Below are 22,145 nucleotides of genomic sequence, written 5' to 3' on the forward strand. Positions count from 1 at the left end.
ATGAGAGAAGGACAAGGGCGCGATTTAAGCAAGGAAATCAGTGAACTGTTAACCGAGATGGATGGATTGTTTGATGGCTTTGGAGCGTGGCTCAGCGGGCAAATGGATGCGGAAAGCGGCGGGTTCTATTACGCCGCAAGCTCCAGACGGCTGCCGAGCAGCGTTCCTGACATTGAATCCACGGCGCAGGCATTGAACATTCTGGAACGCTGCGGTTGGCTGGCAGAAGTGCCAGTGGCCATGAAAGACAGCTGCATTCGTTTCTTTCAAAGCAAACAGGAATCATCGTCGGGCTACTTCTATGACGAGAATCCGCTCATGCGTGAAGATGAAGTGATGGTTGCCCGTGCAATCAGCTATAGCTTGAATGCATTGCGCAAGCTTGGCGGGCAGCCGCTTCACGCACTGCCTTACGAGGCACAGCAAGCCCCGAACTATATGTCTTCGCCAGAAGACTATCTGGCTTGGTTGAACTCGGTTGTACTAACGAACAGCTGGCGAGGCTGTGATCGTCTTTCCACCTCCAGCGTGTATGTGAAACAAGTGGAACCGGCGAGTCGCAGAGCTGAGTTTGCGCAAACAGCTTTCCGTTTTTTTGCCAATAAACAGGATCCCATTACCGGTTTATGGGGAGAAGGCTCCTACTATGTGCGAATCTCAGGTACGTTCAAGCTGCACATTTTCTACGATCATTTTGACGTGCCGCTGCCTAGAGAGGATCGAATTTATCAAAGTATCCTCTACGCTTTGCGGCATGAGGAAGCGGTCGATATGTGCTATATTCGCAATCCGATTCATTTATTGTCATACATGAAATTGTCCATTCCAGCAGAAGATTTGCGCGAGATCATCGCCATTACGCTTGCGAATATGAAACGCCTTCTTCGTGCGGATGGCGGGTTTTCCCGCGAGCTTGCGCATTCGCCAACAGCACCTAATGTGGCGCAAGTGAAGCCAGGGGAGTTTTACCCCGGCATGCCGAAGGCTGTCCATATCGGGGGCGGCGAAGTCGAAGGTGATATGAACGCTGGCACACAAGCCTTGTTGATACGTTCGGTTTGCTACCAGTTAGCTGGAAGGAAGGCGCCCGCTCTCACGAAACGGCCCATTTTCCACCTCATGAGCTGAAATTGAAGCGTTTAAATTTACCATTTTCTTAATTTAGGAAGGGGATCCCCATCATGGCTACTGTTCAAACGAAAACACCACAGGAGTGGGCACAAGCTGCCTGCGACTCGATCATGGACATGCATACACCGATGGAGCTACCGCCCGCAGGGCGTTGGCATTACCATCAAGGTGTATTTCTCTGTGGCATGGAAATGCTCGCGGCAGCTGGGCAGGATGACCGCTATGATGCTTATATTCAGGCCTATGTCGATGGTCTAGTCGACGACTATGGCAATCTCTACTTCGCTCGCGATCAGCTCGACGCGATGCAAGCAGGGCTGCTGCTGTTCCGCTTGGAGCAGCGCACAGGCCATCCCAAATACCGCGCTGCGGCGGATAAGCTGCGCAACCTGCTCAAAACGCTGAACCTCACCTCCGAAGGCGGGTTCTGGCACAAAGACAAATACGCCAACCAAATGTGGTTGGACGGTTTATATATGGCCGGCGTATTCTCGCTGAAATACGCGAACGCCTTCGGCGATACGGACTTGCGCCAAACCGTGCTGCACCAAGAGCAGCTTATGCGCAAGTACATGAAGGACGAGCGCACGGGTCTGCTGTACCATGCGTGGGACGAAAGCCGCCGCATGTCTTGGGCGAGCCCCGAAACAGGCTGCTCGCCGGAATTCTGGGGACGTTCACTCGGCTGGTACGGCTTAGCTATTTCGCAATTCCTCGACGAGCTGCCTGAGGGTGAGCCAGGGCGCGAAGCGCTGGTCAACTCGCTGCACGACTTCGTGCATGCCTTGATCCGCTACCAGGATACGGAAAGCGGCCTCTGGTACCAAGTGATCGACAAAGGTGATCAGCCGGATAACTGGCTTGAAAGCTCTTGTACAAGTCTGTTCGTGTACACAATTGCCAAAGCCGTAAATCTCGGCGTCGTAGGCCGTGAATGCGCGGAAGCAGCCGTGAAGGGGTATGAAGGCTTGCTGCGCACGTTGAAATTCGACGAGCAAGGCAGAGTTATTATGCCGCTGATTTGTATTGGAACATCTGCGGGGGACTATGAGAATTACGTAACGCGTCCAACGAGTGAGAATGATCTGCATGGTGTGGGAGCTTTTGTCATGGCGTGCGTTGAAGTTCAGGCATTGAATAAGTAAGGATCCGAAGGAGCGAAGCAGACGATGGCGATCTATGATATTACGACATTCGGCGCTATCGGAGATGGCGAAACGGATAATACGCAGGCTATCGCGGCGGCGATTGAAGCCTGCTCCCTACAAGGGGGCGGAACGGTGTACGTTCCTGCCGGCACTTATCTTACGGGCCGGATTGAGCTGCGCAGTTACATGACATTGGAGCTTGAGACGGGCTCTAAGCTGATGTTTATCAGCGAGTTCGACAAGTATCCGCTTGTACAGACGCGCTGGTCGGGCTATGAATGCTACGGGTACTCCCCGCTCATTTATGGTAGAGGCTTGAAGAAGGTGTCGATCAAAGGCGACGGCATCATCGATGGTCAAGGCAGCGCTTGGTGGCAGGCGTATCGTGAGATTCGCAAAGGCGGCACATTGGACTCTGCTCAGATGCAAGAGCTCAAGGTGAAGAATCAGGCTTTGCTGGAATCGGTGAAGAGCAACATTGTGGAGTGGTCCACCCAATTTCTTAGGCCGCCGCTGCTGCAATTGATCGATTGTGAAGGTGTCAGGCTCGAAGGCATCACCTTGCAAAACTCGCCGTTCTGGAATACACATCTGGTCTATTGCACGGATGTTCAGCTTCATGGGGTATCGATCAAGAACCCGAATGATACGCCTAATGGCGATGGACTAGATATCGACTCTTGCCAAAATGTACGTATATCCGACTGCTTCTTCGATGTAGGCGATGATTGTTTATGCATCAAATCCGGCATAGATGAAGATGGTAGACGGGTGGGCAAGCCTTCAGAGAATATCGTGATTACCAACTGTACGATGCTGAGAGGACATGGCGGTGTCGTGCTCGGCAGCGAGATGGCTGGCGGTATTCGCAATGTGGTTATTTCCAATTGCATTTTCACAGGGACCGATCGTGGGATACGGATGAAAACAAATCGCGCCCGCGGCGGATATATCAAGAATATATTGATCAGCAACATTTACATGGAAGATGTGTTCTGCCCATTAACGATTAACTCGTTCTATCGGCATGGTGTTGACGAAAGCGATCCGCTGATCAGCAGCCCGAATGCGGTTCCCGTAACCGAAAGTACACCCGTGATTGAACATATACGCATACATCAAGTCACTGCGAAGCGCACTCGCGCTGCTGCTGGTTTCCTCTACGGTTTGCCGGAAATGCCGATTCGGGACGTGCAGTTATCTCATGTCCACATCGAAATGACGACGGATCCCGCGGAGCAGGGGGATGAGCCTGACATGGTGAGAGAGAAAATCATCATGGCTGGCGACGGCATGCTCTGTAAGCATGTAGCGGATTTGGAGCTTCATCATGTGCGTATTGAAACGCGGCAGGGTCCTGCTCTTCGTTTGGAAGATGTAAAGGGTGTCGATGTTCATTCGCTTAAAATGAAGGGGCAACATTCCGCGACGCCGGTTGTGCGGGTTGCTCGTTCGGAGGATGTGTTCTTCACTGGGCGGCAGTCCACGGAGTCTGGCTATATGGAAGAAGAGAAAGAGATTGTTCGCACACTTGATTGATGGAAGTAGGATTGGATAAAGGGCGCTTTCCAGCGTCCTTCATCTGATTTCATAAAGTAAGCGCATACAAAAGCGAAGTATGGAGGGGTGTTACTTGAAACAACACAAACGATTGTTGGCAACAGTCTTGTCATTTGTTTTATTACTATCGATGATTCCTTTTAGCGGATTCGCAGCAGCAATTGGGGATTGGCAATTTAGCGCTTTCGGATCAAGTACAAATTCTACAACAACTAATCTTAGTCCTACTGTTAATGCAGATGGTTCCATCACATTAGAAGCCACTAACGGCAAAATTGCATCAGATAACGAGGGCATATCTTTTTATTATAAAACACTAGACATTCCTACGGATGCCAATTTTGAAATTTCCGCGAAAGCGAAAGTCGTGAACTTTAACAGTAAATCCACCATTTCCACTCCGTCTCAAAAATCGTTTGGATTAATGCTGCGTGGCAGCGTGGGGACAAGTAGTTCCACACAAACATCTAACTATGTAGCAGTAGGGGGCTTTGGTCTCACAGCTACTACAAGCAATATTCAGGCCTTTTACAAGCAAGGTGTGGGAGGTACACCTGTCACAGGAACTCAAACCAAAAAAGCATTTAGCGATTTGAATGCTCCTGTTGCGGATGAAGAATATGTGCTGAAAATCAGAAAAACAGGGGATGCCTATGTCATAACGGCTAACGGCAAAAGTGAAAAGTTTAAGCTAGATAATTTATTCAGCAGTAAAATTTATGTCGGTATGTATGCGGCAAGAGATGCAAAAATCACGTTTAGTGATTTCGACATAAAAGTAGATCCTAGAGCTCCAATTCAATTAAAACTAGACACAACTTCAATGAAAACGGAGTATTTGAAAGATACAAGTTTAGATACAACCGGTTTAAGGGTGACAGCCGTATACGCAGATAATAGTGAGGAAGTTCTTACTGCAAACGATTATGTGATCACCGGTTTTAATAGTAGTCAATTGAGAACAGTCCCGATTACGATTAGCTTTAATGGAGCAATCCAAACGATTAATCTTACTATCGTTCCTTTAACAGCTACGGCATTGGGAATCAAATATTTTCCTGCCAAGACGGAATATTATTTAGGAGATCTATTTGATCCTGAAGGTTTCGTTGTTACGGCGGCCTACAATTCAGGGGTTGTGACAGATCTCACAAGTGATAAATACACGTTCTCCATTCCAGAAGCGACGGTTACGGGTTCCACATATGCCTTCGATACTCCAGGAACAAAAACAGTTACAGTCAGATCAACAGAGACGCCTTCAACGGTCACAACATTTAACGTAACTGTAAATGACGCTCAAATGACTGGCTTGGAAGTCGCACAGCCTCCACAAAAAACACTTTATTATCTGGGTGATGCGTTTAAACCTAACGGGATGGTTGTGTATGCCCGCTATAGTGACAATTCGAAAGTAAGACTTTTATCCAAAGAATACACAACAGCACTCGACACAACGTCTGCGGGTTCCAAGCAGGTTGTCATTTCGTATAGAGGACTTCAAGCTAACACCGCTGTTACTGTCAAACAAAAAGAATTAACAGGGATCCAAGTTACCCAATATCCCAAAACAACCTATCAATTAGGTGAAGATGTAGTCACTAACGGCTTAACGGTTTCAAAATTGTACGACAACAAAGATCAAGAAGTCTTAGCCCAAGCTGACTATATAATTGATAGCTCGAATTATACAAAGAACATGGCTGGCGTCTATGACATTAAGATCATTCCTACCGATGGAAGTATTGGGCCCATCGTCTATAAAGTGACGGTTAGAGAGCCAATTACCTATACATGGAATCCGATTAGATTCGGCCAATCTTCGTCTGCAGGCAGTAATACCATCACACCTAAAGTAGATGGAAGCGTACAACTTGTAGCTTTAGACGGCGGTGGTAAGGTTACTGGCGATCATGATGGTATTTCCTTTTACTACGTAGAATTAGACGCTGCAAAAGATAACTTTGTCTTATCGGCAGATATTAAAGTTAGCAACTATGCAAAAACGCCTTACGACGGCCAAGAATCTTTCGGGATTATGGCGAGAGATGCCATTGGAACTGCAGGTGATTCTAGTGTATTCGCCTCCAACATTGCTGCTGTTGGCGGATATAGCGGTGGCACAACGAAAGACAATGGCACGCAATTATTCGTAAGATCAGGTGTCGAATCTAGTGATGGCAAAGGCAGCAAGGGCATTCAAAGCGTGATGTTAAGAAATGAAAGACCTTCATCGACTAACACGCCTTATAAGCTTACACTCACCAAAACGAATAGCGGATTCACTGGAATGATTAACACTGAGCAGGAGCAAAAGATTTTTGTTCCAGACATTATGAGTGTTCAAGATTCCAAAATGTATGTAGGGTTTTATGCGGCTCGTCTTGCAACGATTGATGTTAGTAATATCAAACTGGAAGTAACGGCTGCAGAAACGGATACGCCTAAGGTAGAGGCTCCTAATTTGCCGGTTACACCTGACTTCCAGTTCGTCTCTCTAGATAAAACTTCAAAAACGGATTATTCCTTATCCGTAAAGTCGAATGTAAACGGTACGGTAACGATTAAACAGGATCAACATGTAATCGCAACAGAAATGAATGTTGAAGCGGGTAAAATGATTACCTTACCTACAACTGTTACCCAGAATACCTACACGAACTTTAGCGCTGTGTTTTTACCAAATGATACGCAGCTTTTGACGTCGTCAGATAAACGGGTAGTAAACTTTTCAGTATCCATGAAGACGTTTGTTCCAGGTGGTGATATCTATGTATCGCCAACGGGTACAAGTGCTGGTACAGGTACAATAGATAGTCCGCTTGACCTTGACACAGCTATTGCTTATGTGAGCACAGGGCAAAAGATCATTCTTCAAGATGGTAGATATGTGCGTAATGCCAAGCTTGATATTAAGAAGGGCAATGACGGTACGCCTTCCGCCAACAAGTATCTCGAAGCAGCTCCAGGTGCGACGCCTATCATTGATTTTGATAAGAAATCAGAAGGTGTTGTATTGAGCGGGAATTATTGGCACATTAAAGGAATTGATTTTACGCGGACAGGTCCGAACACGAAAGGTTTTACAGTAGGCGGCAATCATAACATCGTTGAGCAAAGCAGATTTTACGCTAATGGAGACACTGGGCTGCAGATTAGCAGCACGGACGGATCAGCTGACAAAACGACATGGCCGTCGTATAACCTGATTTTGAACTGTGAATCCTTTGATAATATAGATCCATCCAATAACAATGCCGATGGTTTTGCAGCAAAACTGACAGCTGGCGTAGGCAACGTGTTCCGTGGGGATATTGCCCACAATAACATTGATGACGGTTGGGATTTGTATACAAAGGTGGGTACGGGGGCGATCGGCGCTGTAACGATTGAAGACAGCATCGCCTATAATAACGGGACATTAACGAATGGCAGAGTAGGTGAAGGAGACAAGAATGGCTTCAAGCTGGGTGGCGAAGGCATTCACGTTCCTCATATCATCCGTAACAGTATGGCATTTGGAAATGGTGCTAACGGTTTTACAAGTAATAGTAACCCTGGCGTCCAAGCAGAAAACAATATTGGCTTTAACAATGCCAAAGGCAATTTAAGCTTCACAACGTATTCAGGCATAGATACTGATTTCAGAATTAATGGTTTTGTATCCTATCAAAAAACGGTTTCTGTAAAAGATAATTACCCAGCAGAATTAAAAGCCGATAATAACTATATGTTTGACGGTTCCAAATCCGTTAACAACTCGGGTGTACAGCTTACAGATGCCAACTTTACAAGTTTAGTACCGGTTGAATCGTACACAAGAAATGAAGATGGCAGCATAATCTGGGGAAGCTTCCTTCAATTTATCGCACCGCCTTCTGCTCCGACGAGCTTAACTGCAACCGAAAGTGACGCTCAAGCGACTTTAACATGGAATACCGTTACTGGCGCTACGTATTATAACGTTTATCGCGGAATGGCTGAGGACGGCTCATTTAACAAAGTTGCGACAAATGTTACGAGTGCAACGTATACAAATGGCGAATTAATTAACGGGATGACTTATTATTTTAAGGTAACTGCAGCTAATACGGTTGGGGAAAGCGTCTATTCAAACACGGTGAGTGTTACCCCGCAGTTAATGTTACAGGCACCTGCTGCACCAATTAACTTAACCGCGAACGCAAGTGATACACAGGCGGCTTTGGCATGGAATACCGTAACGGGTGCGACGTATTATAACGTCTATCGTGCCACAACAGAGAACGGTTCTTACACACGTATTGCAACCAATATTACAAGTGGCTCCTACACGGATAGCGGGTTATCCAATGGTACGACTTATTACTTCAAGGTAAAAGCAGCGAATGCGGCAGGCGAAAGTCCATACTCAAATCTTGTTAGTGCTACACCTATTGCGCCAGCACAAGCACCTACTAATGGAGGACCTGTAGGACCGACCACACCAACAACCATAGTTCAAACTACGGAAGATGGCGTGCAATTGTTAATCAATCCGGTCAATCAAACGATCAACGGGAAAACCGTTGCGGTAGTTACGGTGGATGACAGTACGCTCAGCAAAGCGTTTGATGAACTCAAAACAAAAGACTCAAAGGGTCAAATCATTAATATTGAAGTGAAAAGTAGTGAAGGAGCAGGTATGGTTCAGATTGAAGCTAACGCCTTATTGGCAGGTCTGAATAATGCTCCAGATACGGTATTATCCATTAAAAGCAATGAGGCTACTTACAATCTTCCTGCCAAGTCGTTGGATCTTGCGAATATAGCTAAAACGCTTGGTATCGACGTAAGCAATGTGGTAATTAATATTACTATTGAAAAAGTAACAGGCGTGGCAGCTGATTTGATTAGCGCTAAAGCCAAGCAAGCAGGGTTGTCACTTCTTTCAGGTGCAGTTGATTTTACCATTACTGCGGAAGGCAATGGTAAGACTACAACAGTGAATGATTTTGGAAATACTTATGTGCCTAGAACAATTACGCTTGTTCAAACCGTAGATTCCAATCAGTTAACTGCGGTCATGTACGACCCGGAAACCGGGGAGATGACTTTCGTTCCTGCGGTTTTTACAACAGTAAATGGCAAAACAGAAGTCACGATCAAACGTCAAGGTAACAGTGTCTACGCTGTCGTTCAATCTTTCAAAACATTCGAAGACGTGAAAGGACACTGGGCGAAAGCGGATGTGGAATTACTTGCCTCCAAACTGGTCATTAAAGGTGTAAGTGACACCCAGTTCGCACCAAATGCAAACGTAACTCGTGCCGAATTTGCAGCTCTTCTGGTTAGAGCACTTGGCTTGAAGGAGGAAATTTCGGCGAAATTCGTAGATGTACCTTCGAATAGTTGGTTCGCGGGGGCAGTTGGTTCATCTGCTAAGGCTGGTTTGATTGAGGGCTTTGATGATACTTCATTCAAGCCGAATGAGCGCATCACGAGAGAGCAGATGGCGGTTATGATAACGCGTGCAATGAAATTTGCCGGTAAATCAGCTGCAGTTGACCTCAAGCAATTAGACAAATTTACGGATAGCAATGGATTGAACGTATGGTCTAAAGCTGCCGTAGCTGAGGCGGTAAGCGCTGGGATTGTGAATGGTGTAACCGAAACGACTTTTGTTCCGGCAGCTCCTGCGACCCGAGCGGAAGCCGCGGTAATGCTGAAGAGATTCTTGCAAGCTGTTCATTTTATCAATGAATAAATGTTCATAGATTGAGAGAGGGACGTCCATAGGGCGTCCTTTTTCTTGTTCCCATGCTAATTCCCATAATTAAGGAAGCTCGAATGCGCCTAAATATGCTAAAATAGCTACATATACATGGGAATTCGACAAGTTAGCATCAGGGGGAACCGTCTATGAAACGACTACTAGCAGTCAGCGATATCCACGGCTGTGTGGATGAGTTTAAGGAATTACTAGATAAAGTAAAGTTCAATGCGGAAGAGGACCAACTTGTTTTGCTAGGAGACTATGTGGATCGGGGGCCTGCCAGCCGTGAGGTTGTGGAGCATGTGATGTTCTTGGTGCGTGAAAAGGGTGCGATTGCACTCAAAGGGAACCATGATCAACGCTTTTTAGAAGTGATGGGCGAGACCGATGCCTTAACGGAAATGAAGTTTTTTGAGCATGGAGGCATTCAGACGTTTCAAAGCTTTAGCGGTGTCAGGGACTTTGATTTGAAAGTAGCGAAGGAGCGCATTCGGGCGAATTGCAGCAAGCATATTGCATTTTTACGGGATCTGCCGCTGTATTACGAGAGTGACACGCATATTTTTGTCCATGCAGGGCTAAATCCTGCTTATGCAGACTGGAAAACACAGCCGGAGCGGGACTTTATTTGGATTCGCGCGCCATTCGTACAGCAGAAAACAGTTGTGAAGAAGCATGTGGTGTTCGGGCATACGACGACCAAGGATATTCATGGGAAAGCAGATGTGTGGTTTGATACGGACAAAATCGGGATCGATGGCGGCTGTGCCTATGGTCTGCAGCTGAATCTTCTGGAAATTAAGGGGAAGAATCAATACAAGACGTATTCCGTTGCTTCGAAAGGCAGCTGGAGATAAGGAGCAAGAAATATCAAGAAGCGTAGTTCTGAATGGCGTAAACTGAGGTTACCAAGCTGAAGGGGGTAAACGATGGATACCAATTATGAGACGCGGATTCAGATGACGCTGGATCATATTGAGGAACATCTATCGGGACCGCTGTCTGTTGAGTGCTTAGCCGAGGTAGCCTGCTTCTCAGCCTTCCATTTCCATCGCGTTTTTCAAACCATGGTGGGGGACGCAGTGATGGAATATGTTCGCAAACGAAGATTAGCGAGAGCGGCTTATCAAATCGCGCATACCGAACACAAGTTGATCGATATCGCCCTCGACAATGGCTTCCAATCGCCTGAGAATTTCACGCGGGCATTCAAAAAGGTGTTTGAACGTACGCCGCTTGCTTATCGCAAGCAAGGCATACGGCCGCCTAACTATCCCAAGGTGAACGTGCTGGAACGGAAATTTAATCCCTATTTAGGAGGAATACGTATGGACTACGCATTGAAAACGAAGCCCGGGTTTAAGCTGATTGGGTATGAATTGAAGACCTCGTGCAAAGAGGGTCAAAATCATCGTGATATTCCGGCGTTCTGGCAGAAGTATTTGCAAGAAGGGTTGGGGAAACACATCCCAAACCGCGTCTATACGGAGTCGTGTGTTGAACTGGGGATTTGTGCAGATTTTGACTTGGAGAGCGGAGACTTAACCTACATCATTGGGATGGAGGCGACCGACTTCGAGAATGTGCCTGCGAACATGGTCTGCCGCGAATTTCCTGGAGCGGAGTATGCTGTATTCACGACACCGAAGGTGACACTGGATCAGTTCTCGGCATCGATTCAAAGCACATGGAATACGATTTTCACGGAGTGGTTCCCTCACTCGGGGTATGAGCATGCGGGTAGCGCAGAGTTTGAATACTATGATGAGCGCTGTCATGCCAACCTGCATGAGCTTGTAGAGATGGATATTTATATTCCGATCAAGGCGAAGTAGGCTGTGGTAATAGGATGCGTGTAAGCTGTGAGAAAACCTCTATCGAGGCCATTCAATGAAGAGCGACCGCGTTTATTAGTGGAGAGACTTTGGTCTCCGACCAAAGATCCCTATATATGGTAGGTTTTATCGCCAAATAGAAAGAAGTTTTCGGGAACCGAAAACTTGTGCTTTCTATTGTGGTAATAAATGAGGAATCATTTGTCACGGAAATGACATCTGAATTTCATCTTGCTTTAAGGTTCGGGACCTATAATGAAATTCGACCCCCTTTTAAATATATATACCTTAAGACCCGCGGCCCGTTGCTGTGGGTCTCTTTTTTTGCAGAGCGGGGAGGCGGACTAAAAAAAGGGATAAAGCGACGAGTAGTATTGACTGACAGTTTAATGATATAATATTGTTAGAATAATGTCATATCGAAAGGGGTTGTAAAGAATGAATATCAAGCCCTCCACTACAATTCGGCAGGATTACAATGGATTTTCAAAATACTGCCATGAGCTAGACGAGCCAGTGGTTATAACACGTAACGGTGAAGCTGATTTAGTGGTTATGAGTCATGAGGCATATCGGCGAATGGAAGCTCGCATTAAACTGCAGTCAAAGCTTTTGATAGCTGAAAAGCAGGTAGCCGAAGGAGCAGAATTACTTGACCATGACCAAGTAATAGCAAGGATGCGGAGGAAAATTAATGCCGCTAAAGTATAAGATCCAATATTCTCCGGTAGCCGTAGACGATATGGATGAAATATTTTCGTATATTTCCCAAGATCATATTTCCGCCGCAGAAAGCATGCTGGAGAATTTAGATCGTCACATAGCTGGATTAGCAGATTTTCCTAATAGGGGCTCTGTATTATCGGATGAGGAATACACACTCATACAGCGTGGCTATCGATTTATCGTTGTGAATCCCTACTTAGTCATCTACCGGATCTTTGACGACACTGTGGTCATCCATCGTATTTTGCATGGACGTAGAGATTACCTTCGTGAATTGTTTGGCTCGTTTGAATAAAATATTCAATTAACAGTTAAGGTGGCCGCTCATATGTGAGTGGCTTTATTTGAATTTATCATCACCAGTATTGACCCAACCTGCTTCGATTGACCCGGTGAATAATTATCGGTATTACGATGATGGAAGCTACTTTTTGGCCATATTGTTAATCAAATTAAGAAAACTTGGCTTTACGATACAGGAAATGCGTTCTGTGATGGAGGATGAGTCATTCGCCCATTTGGACGAGTTGTTAGTACAGAAAAGGAAACAGATACAGGGCCAAATCGAAGAGCTGCAAGATCAAGCTGGAGAAATCGATGAATTCCTGGCATTGGGGAAGGATGAGAACGCATGATGGAATGGAAAGAAGAAATTGTGATAAACGCGGATATCGAGAAGGTTTGGGGCTTGTTTTCGGACAAAAATATCAAGCGAATTATGCCGAAAGTAGAGGAACATACGCTCATTGAGAAGAGTGAAAAGGAAGCAGGCGCTAAGCATCAGCAGAAATATCGGGAAGGTAAGCGTGTGGAAACGTATATCGTTGACACGTTAGCGTATGAAGATCATGAAAGCGAGAAAAGGAAGACGATCAGCTTTGTATTGGGGAAGGCTTTTGAGATCAGTCTAACCTTTACGTTAGTTAAGATCGATCATGAAAACACGAAATTTATTTATGAGGGTCAGAATAAAGGTGTTAATTTTGTCGGAAGAGCGATGCTGAAGCTGGGCAGCGCGAAAAGCAACAACAAAGTGGTGCATGAGTTTATGCAAAGGGTTGAACAAGAAGCAATGAAGCCCGAGTCAGGTTCATAATTAAATAAGCGTGAGGGCTTTAGGCTCTCACGCTTTTTATTTAAACCCATTCCCGTTCTCGTACACGCGAGCTGCTCACAACCACGAATATCGCCATCAGGAGGAAAATGAGCGGCAAGATCGAGGTACGCATCCCCTCATGGGATCGGATGTGGGTGAGCATGGCGCTAGCCATAATCATGGCGATGATGCCTGCGGAGAGGAGCGCAATCCGCGGGTGCCACAGGCCGATGATGAGCCCGATGCCGGCGACTAATTCGACGGCACCGACGATGTACATGACACTTACACTGTACCCGTAGGTCGACGTGAAGATGGCCATTTGCAGGTCATGGGCAGACAGTTTCAAAATCCCGAACATGACATACGCTGCCGCCAACAAGATTTGAATGATGCGAGTCGTCCATGTCACTGCCAGAGCACCTCTGTTTGTTGAAATTGGTTACGTTATCTTGTGCAATTCCACCAATTTCATTCAGATGTACCGATTAGCCACAAGCGTACTTAAAAAGAAACTGCCAGATAGCTCAGTGAGCCAACCTCATAGCTGCGGTGAATGATCTCGATAGGTCGCTGCGGATCGCCGCTGCCCATCGCGATGTAAAGCGGGATGAAATGCTCGGGGCGTGGCACCGCCATCTTCGCATTGGGGGCTTCTGTGGCGTAGTTGAACAACGCCTCCAGGTTCTGAGCATGCATATTCGCAGCAAGCCAATCATCAAAAGCTACCGCCCAAGCATCCGGCTCGGTTGCGTTCCAGTTCAACGCGCGCAGGTTGTGCACGGTGGCGCCGCTGCCAACGATCAGGATATCCTCCTGATCCAGTCCGCGCAGGGCTTCGCCGATCCGATACTGCTCCGCAGGCGGCAGGTAAGGATTCACGGACACCTGAATGACGGGACATTCAGGTGTAGGGAACATCCTTAACAGCGGCACCCACGAGCCGTGGTCTAGACCGCGCGTGCTGTCCAGCTGAACCGGAATACCTTTCGCTTGAAAGCGTTCCGCGATAGATTGAGCCAGTGCAACGTCACCTTTGGCGGGATATTTCAATTGAAACAGCTCATCGGGAAAGCCGCGGAAATCATAAATCGTTTCGTATACGTCATTCGTGGAGGAAATGGTGAGTACTTCCGTTTCCCAATGTGCGGTGAAGATGACAATGGCTTTAGGTGACACCTTTGAACCGTAATCGAGCAGAAATTGCGTACAAGCGGTATCCTGGAGAGCCATCATCGGTGAACCGTGCCCAACAAAAATTGGTGAAATCATATCGCACAACTCCTTATTTATCATTCGTTTACTAAAATATATTTAATTACTTTATGTAACCAATAATACGCCTCTGAAGTGGTTTCGTCAAGTAAGTAAATTACTTTTTGTAAGTTAAAGTAGAGTGAAAAGAGCCTCCCAGAATAGGAGACTCCATCTGACTAACCAACCTTAGTTGTCAGGATCCAAAACCTCAAGACGAGAAAACGTAAGATCAGCTGCATCATCATCCTGCTCGACGAACCGTTTGAGCACATTGAGTTTGTTTTCCCAATAGCGCTCGTAATACGCTAGCCAACGTTTGAGCTCCATGAGCGGCTCGGCCTCCAATCGGTATCGCGTCTCGCGGCCAACCTTGCGCTCCTTCACGAGACCCGCATCGGCAAGAATGCGGAGGTGCTTAGATACCGCGGTGCGGCTCATCGGAAAATGACTGGAGATGACAGTGACAGGCATTTCCTCTTCACCGAGCAGCTGAAGCACTTGGCGACGCGTGGGATCGGCGATGGCCTGAAAGACGTCATGCTTCTGCGAGGGAATAGCCATCTTAAGCCTCGATGTAAGCAGTAAGCCTTTGAACGATGCCTGCCCAGCCTTGTGCCATAGTTTCACGAACCGTAACATGCGGTTGACCGAATTCGGTGACCTTGTCGATATCCCAGCCACCGTGGGTGAGTGTGAACTCTGTTTTGCCATCTACATCGGACAATTCAAAGGTCAAGAACCAGTCTCTTCCCCAGGAGAAGGTTAAACGATTCGGAGGATCAAGCTCCGTGACCTTACACGGTGATTTGCCGAACGGACCAGCTTCCAAATGAAATTCATAGCCGATTTCCGGCATGAAATTATTCGGCATGAACCATACGGCGATGCCTTCAGAAGTCGCGACAGCATTCCAAACTTTTTGAATAGGTGCATTAAAAACGAGTGTTTGTTTAATATCAGGTAGGGATTGAATTTGATTTTCCATAATAAAAGGCCTCCAGTTGTATAGTTATTTACTTTTTACCTTACTCTTGTGACGAAAACGCAGAGCCGACCATTCACTGCGACGTTGCTGACCGCGCGATAATCCGTTTGACCGTCAACTAAAGCGAATAAGCTGTCTCGGTTAATATCGGTTTTGATCTTCGAGCTTTGCTTGGGATACGTAATCCAGAACAAGGCATCCTCGTTCAATGTAGTAGTCTTCATAGTAACGCGCATCCGCCTAGCTTTCCCGTAAAACCACTTTTCCATCGGTCCACACAACGCGGAACCATTTGGTTACATGTTCTATTATATGAAACCATTTGGTTTCATGTCAAGGTGTACGCCGAAGCGTAACTTTTGGGCAATATGGAATATTTTAAGCGGAACTGCTCAGAATAAAGGAAAGCTCTAGGTGGGGGGATCGCGCATGGCCATATGGGATCGTTTATTATTTTCCTTTTCACGGAGAATGGACAGAGCACCTACACGGTTTGAGATCCCTGCTCTAGATGACCATTCGGACAACAACGAGCCGTTATCATTAGCTCATACTCTTAGCCAATTTGAAGATTGCAGTGATATGTTTCATCGAACCATTCCCAGTATCCAAGTTGATCTGGTCTATTTTCCACATCTCGTCGATCACATGCAATTGTCTCGGGAAGTGATAGATCCTTTATCTAATGTGGAGACAGATGATTTGAGCTCCATTTTGGAACAATCGCAATTTGAAGAAGCGGATGATCCAAAAAAGATTGTCATCGGAATCTTGTCGGGGCAAGTTGCTATTTTTCATGATGAGAAAGTGTACCTCGTCTTTGTGTATGGACCTCAAGCGAGGGGGGTGGAGCAGTCCGAAACCGAGAGCGTTATTACGGGGCCACATGATTCATTTACTGAAACAGCGGGCACGAATCTCTCTTTAGTTCGAAGAAGGGTAATAAGCTCGCATTTGAAAGTTATCAAGCTAGAAGTTGGTGAAATCACCAAGACTGTGGTATTCGTCCTATACCTTAAAGGCATTGCCAATATGGACCTTGTAGACGAGTTTGTTCGTCGTATTCGAGGGATCGAAGTGGATGCGATCTATGATGGCAATATGTTTACACAGCATATCGATGATTTTCCGAATTCGCTATTTCCACAATTCTTACTTACGGAGCGCCCAGATACCGCAGTTTCCAAATTGATTTCTGGTAAGATTCTAGCCATCGTCGATGGAAGTCCGGCAGTGGTGAGTGGTCCGACGGCTTTCTTCGACTTTTTCTCCTCGGCGGATGATTACTATCAGCGATGGACGATTGGAACCGCCACAAGGCTGCTTCGATTTATGGCATTCGTGATGGCGATATCTTTCACGGCTATTTATGTGTCGGTAACCACGTTTCATTATGAAATGATCCCAGAGGCTTTGCTCTTAACTTTGAGGGAGTCGCGAAGCAGGGTGCCCTTTCCTCCTGTGTATGAAGCGATGCTGATGGAAATTACGATCGAGCTATTGAGAGAAGCTGGGGCGCGTTTGCCGACCAAAATCGGGCAAACGATCGGCATCGTAGGCGGTATTGTGATCGGCCAAGCAGCCGTCCAAGCCGGGCTCACAAGTAACATACTTATTATTGCTGTCGCCTCTTCCGCGATATCGTCCTTTGTCATTCCTAGTTATGTGATGAGTGCTTCCATTCGTCTTATTCGTTTTGCATTAATTGTGCTGGCAGGCATTTGGGGAAACTTCGGGCTCATGATGGGGATTGGCTTCATTGTGATCCATTTATGCGGTTTAACCAGTTTGGGTACTTCTTATCTCACGCCAATTGCACCAGCGAATTGGCGCGATTGGAAGGATGTATTCATCCGTGGTCCCTTCTCGATACTGACATCACGTCCTAATCAAGTGAAAACGGAAAATTCGACGAAGAACAAAATGAGAAAATAAGGATGATCCGAGCGTGAAAGAGAAGCTGAACAGTTTCCATATCTTCATTTTGATTCCTATGATACAGATAGGAGTTGGGATCTTTTCCCTACCTCGGGTTGCTGCCGAATATTTTGGCTATAACGGTTGGCTCATGCTCTTTATCATAGCTGGTGTAGTTGCGTTTAATATTTATTTGATGTGGATCGTTTGGAAGATGGGGAAGGGTGAAAGTGTATACGCGATCTATGAGAGATATCTACCGAAGTGGATCGTATATCCGTTGTATGTCATTATGTCGTTTTCGTGGTCAATGTCAGCTAGTTTGGTTACTAAAATATATGTACTGATATTCCAAGTGACGGCATTCCCAAGTGCGAATCCAATGGTTTTCATGTTTGCGATGAGTGTCCTAGCCTATGTGTTAATTATCAAAGGCATCTATACGATTACGAAGGCAAGTACGGTCTTCTTCTTTTTAGTGTTTTGGATGATGTTCTTGGAGTTCTTCTTTTTTAATGATTTGAAAATAGCGAGATACACCCATTATGTATTCAAAGAGGGGAAAGAATTCTGGAAAGGCGGGTTGAACTTGTACAGCTCTTTCCAAGGGTATGAGTTTTGCTTACTGTTGTTTCCCTTTATTCAGCAGAGGACGAGATTTTTCACGGCCGTACAGTTAGGTAATGTCTTTACCTTCGCCGTTTATCTGAGCGTTACCGTCATTTGTTTCGGATTCTATAGCCTGCAGCAACTCAAGCTCATTATGTTTCCCTTCCTCGATCTGCTCGCTTACATTAAATTTCCTTTTATGGAGAGAGTGGAGAATGTCCTTTTTAGTTTTTTTGTATTCACGGTTATCATTACAGTTGTGATGTATCATTGGGCAGCGAGCTTGACCATACAACAGATTTTCAAGCATACGAAGGCAAATAAGATCACCCTGTATGTAATGGGGACGACCTATCTCATCTCGTTTATTCCGAGTGTACTGGATGAGGCGGGCAAGTGGTTATTTAATATCGGGTATGTCAATATTGCTCTTTCTTTTTGCTTACCGATCAGTTTAATTGTTATTCTTTCTATTCAAAGGTGGCGAAAACAGCTTGCTTAAACGTCGGTTTGGATCGCTGCTCATTAGTATGTCGCTCTTGCTGTCAGGTTGTGGTAATGACCAACGCATTCTGGAGAAAATCGGGTTAGCCCACTCGACTTCTTTCGATTTAATGCCTGGGGATATGCTCAGGGTAACCAATAGCATCCCGCTGTCTGCGAATGCCGCCCAAGGGGGGCGAGAAGTGTTGACTTCTATTTCCCATAGCAGTAAAAGTGCAAAAGTCGATCTATCCAGACAAACGCAGCTCATTCTGGTCAGTGGACAGTTACGTAATGCTTTGTTCGGATTAACACTAGCTCAGCGAGGCTTCTGGGACGATATCGATACCTTAGTGAGAGATCCTTCGATTTCACCCCGGGTCAAAGTCACGGTTGTGGACGGGGAAGCATACACGATATTGCAGAAAAACTACACCAAATCCCTGCTAACAGGACAGTATATTGACCGTATGATTGAAAGTGAGACGAAGGTACAGACGATACCAAAGGTCAGCTTGTATGATTTTACTAGAGATTATTACGACGATGGTATTGATCCGGTTGCTCCCATTATTAAAGATGGCGGTGATCATGTTAGGATCGAGGGTATTGCCCTTTTTCGGGACGATCGTTATCGCATGAAGATCGCTGCGAAAGAGTCGATTTATTTTGCCATGCTGCGCGGGAATTTCAAATTAGGCTCGTTACCCATTCTTCTCAATAAAGAAAATGAGGCTAAAGAGCTTGCGTTGTTGGACTCTATCATTAGCAAAAGGCATGTGAAAGCATCTCGATCGGGAACTGGCTCCTTTAAAGTGGACTTTGATATCTCGGTTAGCGGCGCTATTCTGGAGTACATCGGAGATTTGAAAATAAGCAAGGAAGAGGAACGGCATGAACTCGAGTCCAAAATTGCAGAGAAAATTAGCGCTCAGACGGAGAAGATGTTGAAGGATATGCAGGAGCATGATGTGGATAGCATCGGGTTGGGAGGCGTTATTAAGAATATCGTACCCTATAAGGAATGGAAGGCTATGGATTGGCGCGAGGTGTATCCCGAAGTAGAGATTCATTGTACAGCAAAAGTGAAAATCAAGCATTATGGGAAGCTTCAGTGAGTTCATAGAAAGCAGAAGCGCAAAGACAATTGAATTCGGAGGTTGAATTTGATAGGGTAAGTCATAGAATATAGCTAGGTGAAGGAGTCATGGGGAAAAATGATACGATTTGCAGTTATTGGTACGAACTGGATCACGGAGGAATTCATACATGCGGCGCTCGAAACAGGAGAGTTCGATTTGACCGCAGTTTACTCCCGTACGGAAGAGAAGGCAGCGGAATTCGCGGAGAAGTTCGATGTTGCTCATCGATTCACAGATTTGAACGCATTTGCGGAAAGTGATACGTTCGATGCTGTCTATATCGCGAGTCCGAATTCCCTGCATGCGGAGTATGCCGTGCATTGTATGAAGTATGGTAAGCATGTGATTTGCGAAAAGCCTGCGGCTTCCAATACTGCTGAACTGGCGGCGATGATTGACGCTGCGCGCAGCCATCAGGTTGTGTTCATGGAGGCGTTGAAATCAACGCTCATGCCTAATTTTAAAGTCGTACAAGAGAATTTACATAAGCTTGGGAAAGTACGTCGTTATTTTGCGAGCTATTGCCAATATTCGTCCAGATATGATGCGTACAAGCAGGGCACGGTGCTTAATGCTTTTAATCCAGCTTTTTCGAATGGCTCGATGATGGATTTGGGTGTGTACTGTATTTATCCTTTGGTTGTGCTGTTCGGAGCACCGAAGAAAGTGCAGGCGAGTGCGGTAATGCTGGAATCCGGCGTCGATGGCGAGGGCAGCTTGTTGCTGAGCTATGAAGAAATGGATGCGGTAATTCAGCATTCCAAAATCGCCAGCTCCTACCTGCCTGCTGAAATTCAAGGTGAACTGGCGACTATGGTCATCGATAAGATTAACCAGCCTGAGAAGGTGCAAATCCGCTACCGCGACGGTTCCGTCGAGGAATTGACGCAGGAGCAGAGTGTAAGAACGATGCGCTATGAGGCGGAGGAGTTTAGCCGGCTGATCAAGCAGGGCGAGCTGGAATCTGCGACGAACTCGCATGCGAATTCCAGCGCTGCTATGGCGATCATGGATGAGGCGCGGAGACAGATTGGACTGGTGTTTCCGGCGGATCTGAAGTAGGAAGGTAGGAAATCTGAACATAAAACAAGAAGAACCTGAGGAAATTCTCAGGTTCTTCTTGTTTCTACGCTAGTTTAGTGGAGTTGAGCCAGCAGTACGCATGGTAACCGCGGCGTCTTTGGTTTGAGCGGAACGCTTTTGAATTAGATGATACACAATCCCAATCAGCAACCACGTCGTACCCATCCATAAGGCATCCTTATCCAACAAAGACAGCAGATAGCCGATGAATCCGGCACCAAGCAGCGGAAGCACAAGATACAATATCGTTTGCTTCGGGGAGCGTTGGCGTTCTTTCATATATTTTTGAGCGATAACCGAGACGTTGACGAAGAAGAAGGCGGTTAGTGCGCCGAAATTAACGAATTTCACGGCATTATCTAACGAGATCACGAGAGCGAGCAGCGAGACGACGCTGACGATCACGATGTTGATAACAGGTGTATTGAACTTCGGATGAAGGAATGCGAATACACGCTTAGGCAGTACGTTATCGCGCCCCAACACGAACAGGAGACGGGAAACACTAGTAACCGACGATAGACCTTGTGTGAAGATCGCTAGAATCAAAACGGTAAGGAATACGGAGCTTAGTGCTGCGCCACCCACCATTTTTACAATTTCAAAGCCTGCAGAATCGATATGGACGAATGTCAGATGCGGATACACGAGCTGTGTTAGAAAAGATGGCACAATGTAAAGAATGCTGGCAGTGATGATGATGATCATGATGGCTCGCGGGATGGTTTTCTCGGAGTTAACCGTTTCCTCTGCCATTGTCGTCACCGTATCAAATCCTAAGAACGAGAAACAGATAATGGAAGCGCCAGCGAGGATGGTGGAGAAAGGCACATCCGTTTGCAGAAAAGGCTGAAGCGGGTGAATCTCACCAACACCGGATAAGTTACGGAACAGGAAGAAGCAGAACACAGCAATGAAAATGATTTGAATCCAGACGAACAATTTGCTGATATTCGCAGAAAATTTGATGCCAATGATATTAATGAGACCGAGGGTGATGTTAAGTCCGATGATCCACACATAAGCGGGAATGGACGGGAATTGAGCATGCAGGTAAATGCCGAAGGTTAGGCACGCGATGATGGGGGAGAAGAAGTAGTCTAGGAGCAAGGCCCATCCAACGAGAAAGCCTAGATAGGGGTGGATGCTTTTCTTGGTATAGGTGTAGGCGGAGCCAGAAGTCGGAAAAACCTTAGACATCACACCGTAGCTATAGGCCGTAAAAATAATGGCGATAAAAGCCAGTAAATAAGCTTGCGTCAACATCCCATTTGCATTCTCATACGCGATCCCATATATGGAGAAATAAATCATCGGGGTCATCCAAGCGAGCCCCATGTAGACGACTTGGTACAGGCTCAGGGACCTACGTAGTGTGACTTCTTTGGTCATAGCGTTAACACTCCCTCATCAGTGGTAGTTGTGAACACAGAAGAGGT

The 22,145-nt window shown here is 46.2% G+C and carries 20 protein-coding genes; 14 read left to right on the forward strand and 6 right to left on the reverse strand.

Annotated features, from left to right (window positions below; translation table 11 throughout):
- The 10 genes from AC1DVJ_RS04075 (at position 1) to AC1DVJ_RS04120 (ending at position 13,230) form a co-directional block, all read left to right on the forward strand.
- The gene (locus AC1DVJ_RS04075) at positions 1-1,128 is read left to right on the forward strand and encodes a hypothetical protein (protein WP_477588556.1); all 1,128 of its coding nucleotides are present in this window, start codon (positions 1-3) and stop codon (positions 1,126-1,128) included.
- Between the two features lie 53 nt (positions 1,129-1,181).
- Complete coding sequence (locus AC1DVJ_RS04080; RefSeq protein ID WP_477588558.1) at positions 1,182-2,276, forward strand: glycoside hydrolase family 88/105 protein; 1,095 nt, start codon at positions 1,182-1,184, stop codon at positions 2,274-2,276.
- Between the two features lie 24 nt (positions 2,277-2,300).
- Positions 2,301-3,818 (forward strand): glycoside hydrolase family 28 protein, encoded by a 1,518-nt coding sequence (locus AC1DVJ_RS04085; RefSeq protein WP_477588560.1) that lies wholly within the window; start codon positions 2,301-2,303, stop codon positions 3,816-3,818.
- 94 nt (positions 3,819-3,912) lie between these two features.
- The gene (locus tag AC1DVJ_RS04090) at positions 3,913-9,564 is read left to right on the forward strand and encodes an S-layer homology domain-containing protein (RefSeq protein WP_477588562.1); all 5,652 of its coding nucleotides are present in this window, start codon (positions 3,913-3,915) and stop codon (positions 9,562-9,564) included.
- A gap of 155 nt (positions 9,565-9,719) precedes the next feature.
- Positions 9,720-10,430, forward strand: a complete 711-nt coding sequence (locus AC1DVJ_RS04095; protein ID WP_477588564.1) for a metallophosphoesterase family protein — start codon at positions 9,720-9,722, stop codon at positions 10,428-10,430.
- A 72-nt stretch (positions 10,431-10,502) separates the two neighbouring features.
- Positions 10,503-11,408, forward strand: a complete 906-nt coding sequence (locus AC1DVJ_RS04100; RefSeq protein WP_477588566.1) for an effector binding domain-containing protein — start codon at positions 10,503-10,505, stop codon at positions 11,406-11,408.
- A gap of 438 nt (positions 11,409-11,846) precedes the next feature.
- Entirely contained in the window at positions 11,847-12,119 is a 273-nt protein-coding gene (locus AC1DVJ_RS04105; protein ID WP_477588568.1) for a type II toxin-antitoxin system prevent-host-death family antitoxin, read from the forward strand.
- Entirely contained in the window at positions 12,103-12,429 is a 327-nt protein-coding gene (locus AC1DVJ_RS04110; protein ID WP_477588570.1) for a type II toxin-antitoxin system RelE/ParE family toxin, read from the forward strand. The genes AC1DVJ_RS04105 and AC1DVJ_RS04110 overlap by 17 nt, the downstream gene beginning before the upstream one ends.
- Before the next feature lie 49 nt (positions 12,430-12,478).
- Entirely contained in the window at positions 12,479-12,769 is a 291-nt protein-coding gene (locus AC1DVJ_RS04115; RefSeq protein ID WP_477588572.1) for a MerR family DNA-binding protein, read from the forward strand.
- Positions 12,766-13,230: an SRPBCC family protein gene (locus tag AC1DVJ_RS04120; RefSeq protein ID WP_477588574.1), complete on the forward strand. Its 465-nt coding sequence runs from the start codon at positions 12,766-12,768 to the stop codon at positions 13,228-13,230. The genes AC1DVJ_RS04115 and AC1DVJ_RS04120 overlap by 4 nt, the downstream gene beginning before the upstream one ends.
- Positions 13,231-13,270: 40 nt before the next feature.
- Here the strand turns inward: AC1DVJ_RS04120 and AC1DVJ_RS04125 are convergent, their stop codons facing one another.
- The 5 genes from AC1DVJ_RS04125 to AC1DVJ_RS04145 all read right to left on the reverse strand — a co-directional run bounded on the left by AC1DVJ_RS04125 (position 13,271) and on the right by AC1DVJ_RS04145 (position 15,741).
- Positions 13,271-13,642, reverse strand: a complete 372-nt coding sequence (locus tag AC1DVJ_RS04125; RefSeq protein ID WP_477588576.1) for a DoxX family protein — start codon at positions 13,640-13,642, stop codon at positions 13,271-13,273.
- Between the two features lie 92 nt (positions 13,643-13,734).
- Positions 13,735-14,502: a DODA-type extradiol aromatic ring-opening family dioxygenase gene (locus AC1DVJ_RS04130; protein ID WP_477588578.1), complete on the reverse strand. Its 768-nt coding sequence runs from the start codon at positions 14,500-14,502 to the stop codon at positions 13,735-13,737.
- Positions 14,503-14,673: 171 nt separating this feature from the next.
- Positions 14,674-15,048, reverse strand: coding sequence for an ArsR/SmtB family transcription factor (locus tag AC1DVJ_RS04135; protein ID WP_477588946.1), 375 nt, complete (start codon positions 15,046-15,048; stop codon positions 14,674-14,676).
- Between the two features lies 1 nt (position 15,049).
- Complete coding sequence (locus AC1DVJ_RS04140) at positions 15,050-15,472, reverse strand: SRPBCC family protein (RefSeq protein WP_477588580.1); 423 nt, start codon at positions 15,470-15,472, stop codon at positions 15,050-15,052.
- 35 nt (positions 15,473-15,507) lie between these two features.
- On the reverse strand, positions 15,508-15,741 hold the full coding sequence (locus AC1DVJ_RS04145; protein ID WP_477588582.1) for a hypothetical protein: 234 nt from the start codon (positions 15,739-15,741) through the stop codon (positions 15,508-15,510).
- A gap of 160 nt (positions 15,742-15,901) precedes the next feature.
- Here AC1DVJ_RS04145 and AC1DVJ_RS04150 point away from each other — a divergent pair, with 160 nt between their 5' ends.
- The 4 genes from AC1DVJ_RS04150 (at position 15,902) to AC1DVJ_RS04165 (ending at position 20,685) form a co-directional block, all read left to right on the forward strand.
- Entirely contained in the window at positions 15,902-17,407 is a 1,506-nt protein-coding gene (locus tag AC1DVJ_RS04150; RefSeq protein WP_477588584.1) for a spore germination protein, read from the forward strand.
- A gap of 13 nt (positions 17,408-17,420) precedes the next feature.
- Complete coding sequence (locus tag AC1DVJ_RS04155; RefSeq protein ID WP_477588586.1) at positions 17,421-18,500, forward strand: GerAB/ArcD/ProY family transporter; 1,080 nt, start codon at positions 17,421-17,423, stop codon at positions 18,498-18,500.
- Entirely contained in the window at positions 18,493-19,599 is a 1,107-nt protein-coding gene (locus AC1DVJ_RS04160; protein ID WP_477588588.1) for a Ger(x)C family spore germination protein, read from the forward strand. The genes AC1DVJ_RS04155 and AC1DVJ_RS04160 overlap by 8 nt, the downstream gene beginning before the upstream one ends.
- A 99-nt stretch (positions 19,600-19,698) precedes the next feature.
- Positions 19,699-20,685, forward strand: a complete 987-nt coding sequence (locus AC1DVJ_RS04165) for a Gfo/Idh/MocA family protein (protein WP_477588590.1) — start codon at positions 19,699-19,701, stop codon at positions 20,683-20,685.
- A 69-nt stretch (positions 20,686-20,754) separates the two neighbouring features.
- Here AC1DVJ_RS04165 and AC1DVJ_RS04170 read toward each other — a convergent pair whose 3' ends face one another.
- Positions 20,755-22,098 carry an APC family permease gene (locus AC1DVJ_RS04170; RefSeq protein WP_477588592.1) on the reverse strand — a complete coding sequence of 448 codons (1,344 nt, stop codon included), beginning with the start codon at positions 22,096-22,098 and terminating at the stop codon, positions 20,755-20,757.
- Positions 22,099-22,145 lie beyond the last annotated feature (47 nt).

Source organism: Paenibacillus sp. P4_A9, from assembly GCF_056402415.1.

Coding starts and splice junctions, on each gene's coding strand:
- AC1DVJ_RS04075 (WP_477588556.1), top strand. CDS start 1: ATGAGAGAAGGACAAGGGCGCGATTTAAGCAAGGAAATCAGTGAACTG.
- AC1DVJ_RS04080 (WP_477588558.1), top strand. CDS start 1,182: ATGGCTACTGTTCAAACGAAAACACCACAGGAGTGGGCACAAGCTGCC.
- AC1DVJ_RS04085 (WP_477588560.1), top strand. CDS start 2,301: ATGGCGATCTATGATATTACGACATTCGGCGCTATCGGAGATGGCGAA.
- AC1DVJ_RS04095 (WP_477588564.1), top strand. CDS start 9,720: ATGAAACGACTACTAGCAGTCAGCGATATCCACGGCTGTGTGGATGAG.
- AC1DVJ_RS04100 (WP_477588566.1), top strand. CDS start 10,503: ATGGATACCAATTATGAGACGCGGATTCAGATGACGCTGGATCATATT.
- AC1DVJ_RS04105 (WP_477588568.1), top strand. CDS start 11,847: ATGAATATCAAGCCCTCCACTACAATTCGGCAGGATTACAATGGATTT.
- AC1DVJ_RS04110 (WP_477588570.1), top strand. CDS start 12,103: ATGCCGCTAAAGTATAAGATCCAATATTCTCCGGTAGCCGTAGACGAT.
- AC1DVJ_RS04120 (WP_477588574.1), top strand. CDS start 12,766: ATGATGGAATGGAAAGAAGAAATTGTGATAAACGCGGATATCGAGAAG.
- AC1DVJ_RS04130 (WP_477588578.1), bottom strand. CDS start 14,502: ATGATTTCACCAATTTTTGTTGGGCACGGTTCACCGATGATGGCTCTC.
- AC1DVJ_RS04135 (WP_477588946.1), bottom strand. CDS start 15,048: ATGGCTATTCCCTCGCAGAAGCATGACGTCTTTCAGGCCATCGCCGAT.
- AC1DVJ_RS04140 (WP_477588580.1), bottom strand. CDS start 15,472: ATGGAAAATCAAATTCAATCCCTACCTGATATTAAACAAACACTCGTT.
- AC1DVJ_RS04145 (WP_477588582.1), bottom strand. CDS start 15,741: ATGGAAAAGTGGTTTTACGGGAAAGCTAGGCGGATGCGCGTTACTATG.
- AC1DVJ_RS04150 (WP_477588584.1), top strand. CDS start 15,902: ATGGCCATATGGGATCGTTTATTATTTTCCTTTTCACGGAGAATGGAC.
- AC1DVJ_RS04165 (WP_477588590.1), top strand. CDS start 19,699: ATGATACGATTTGCAGTTATTGGTACGAACTGGATCACGGAGGAATTC.
- AC1DVJ_RS04170 (WP_477588592.1), bottom strand. CDS start 22,098: ATGACCAAAGAAGTCACACTACGTAGGTCCCTGAGCCTGTACCAAGTC.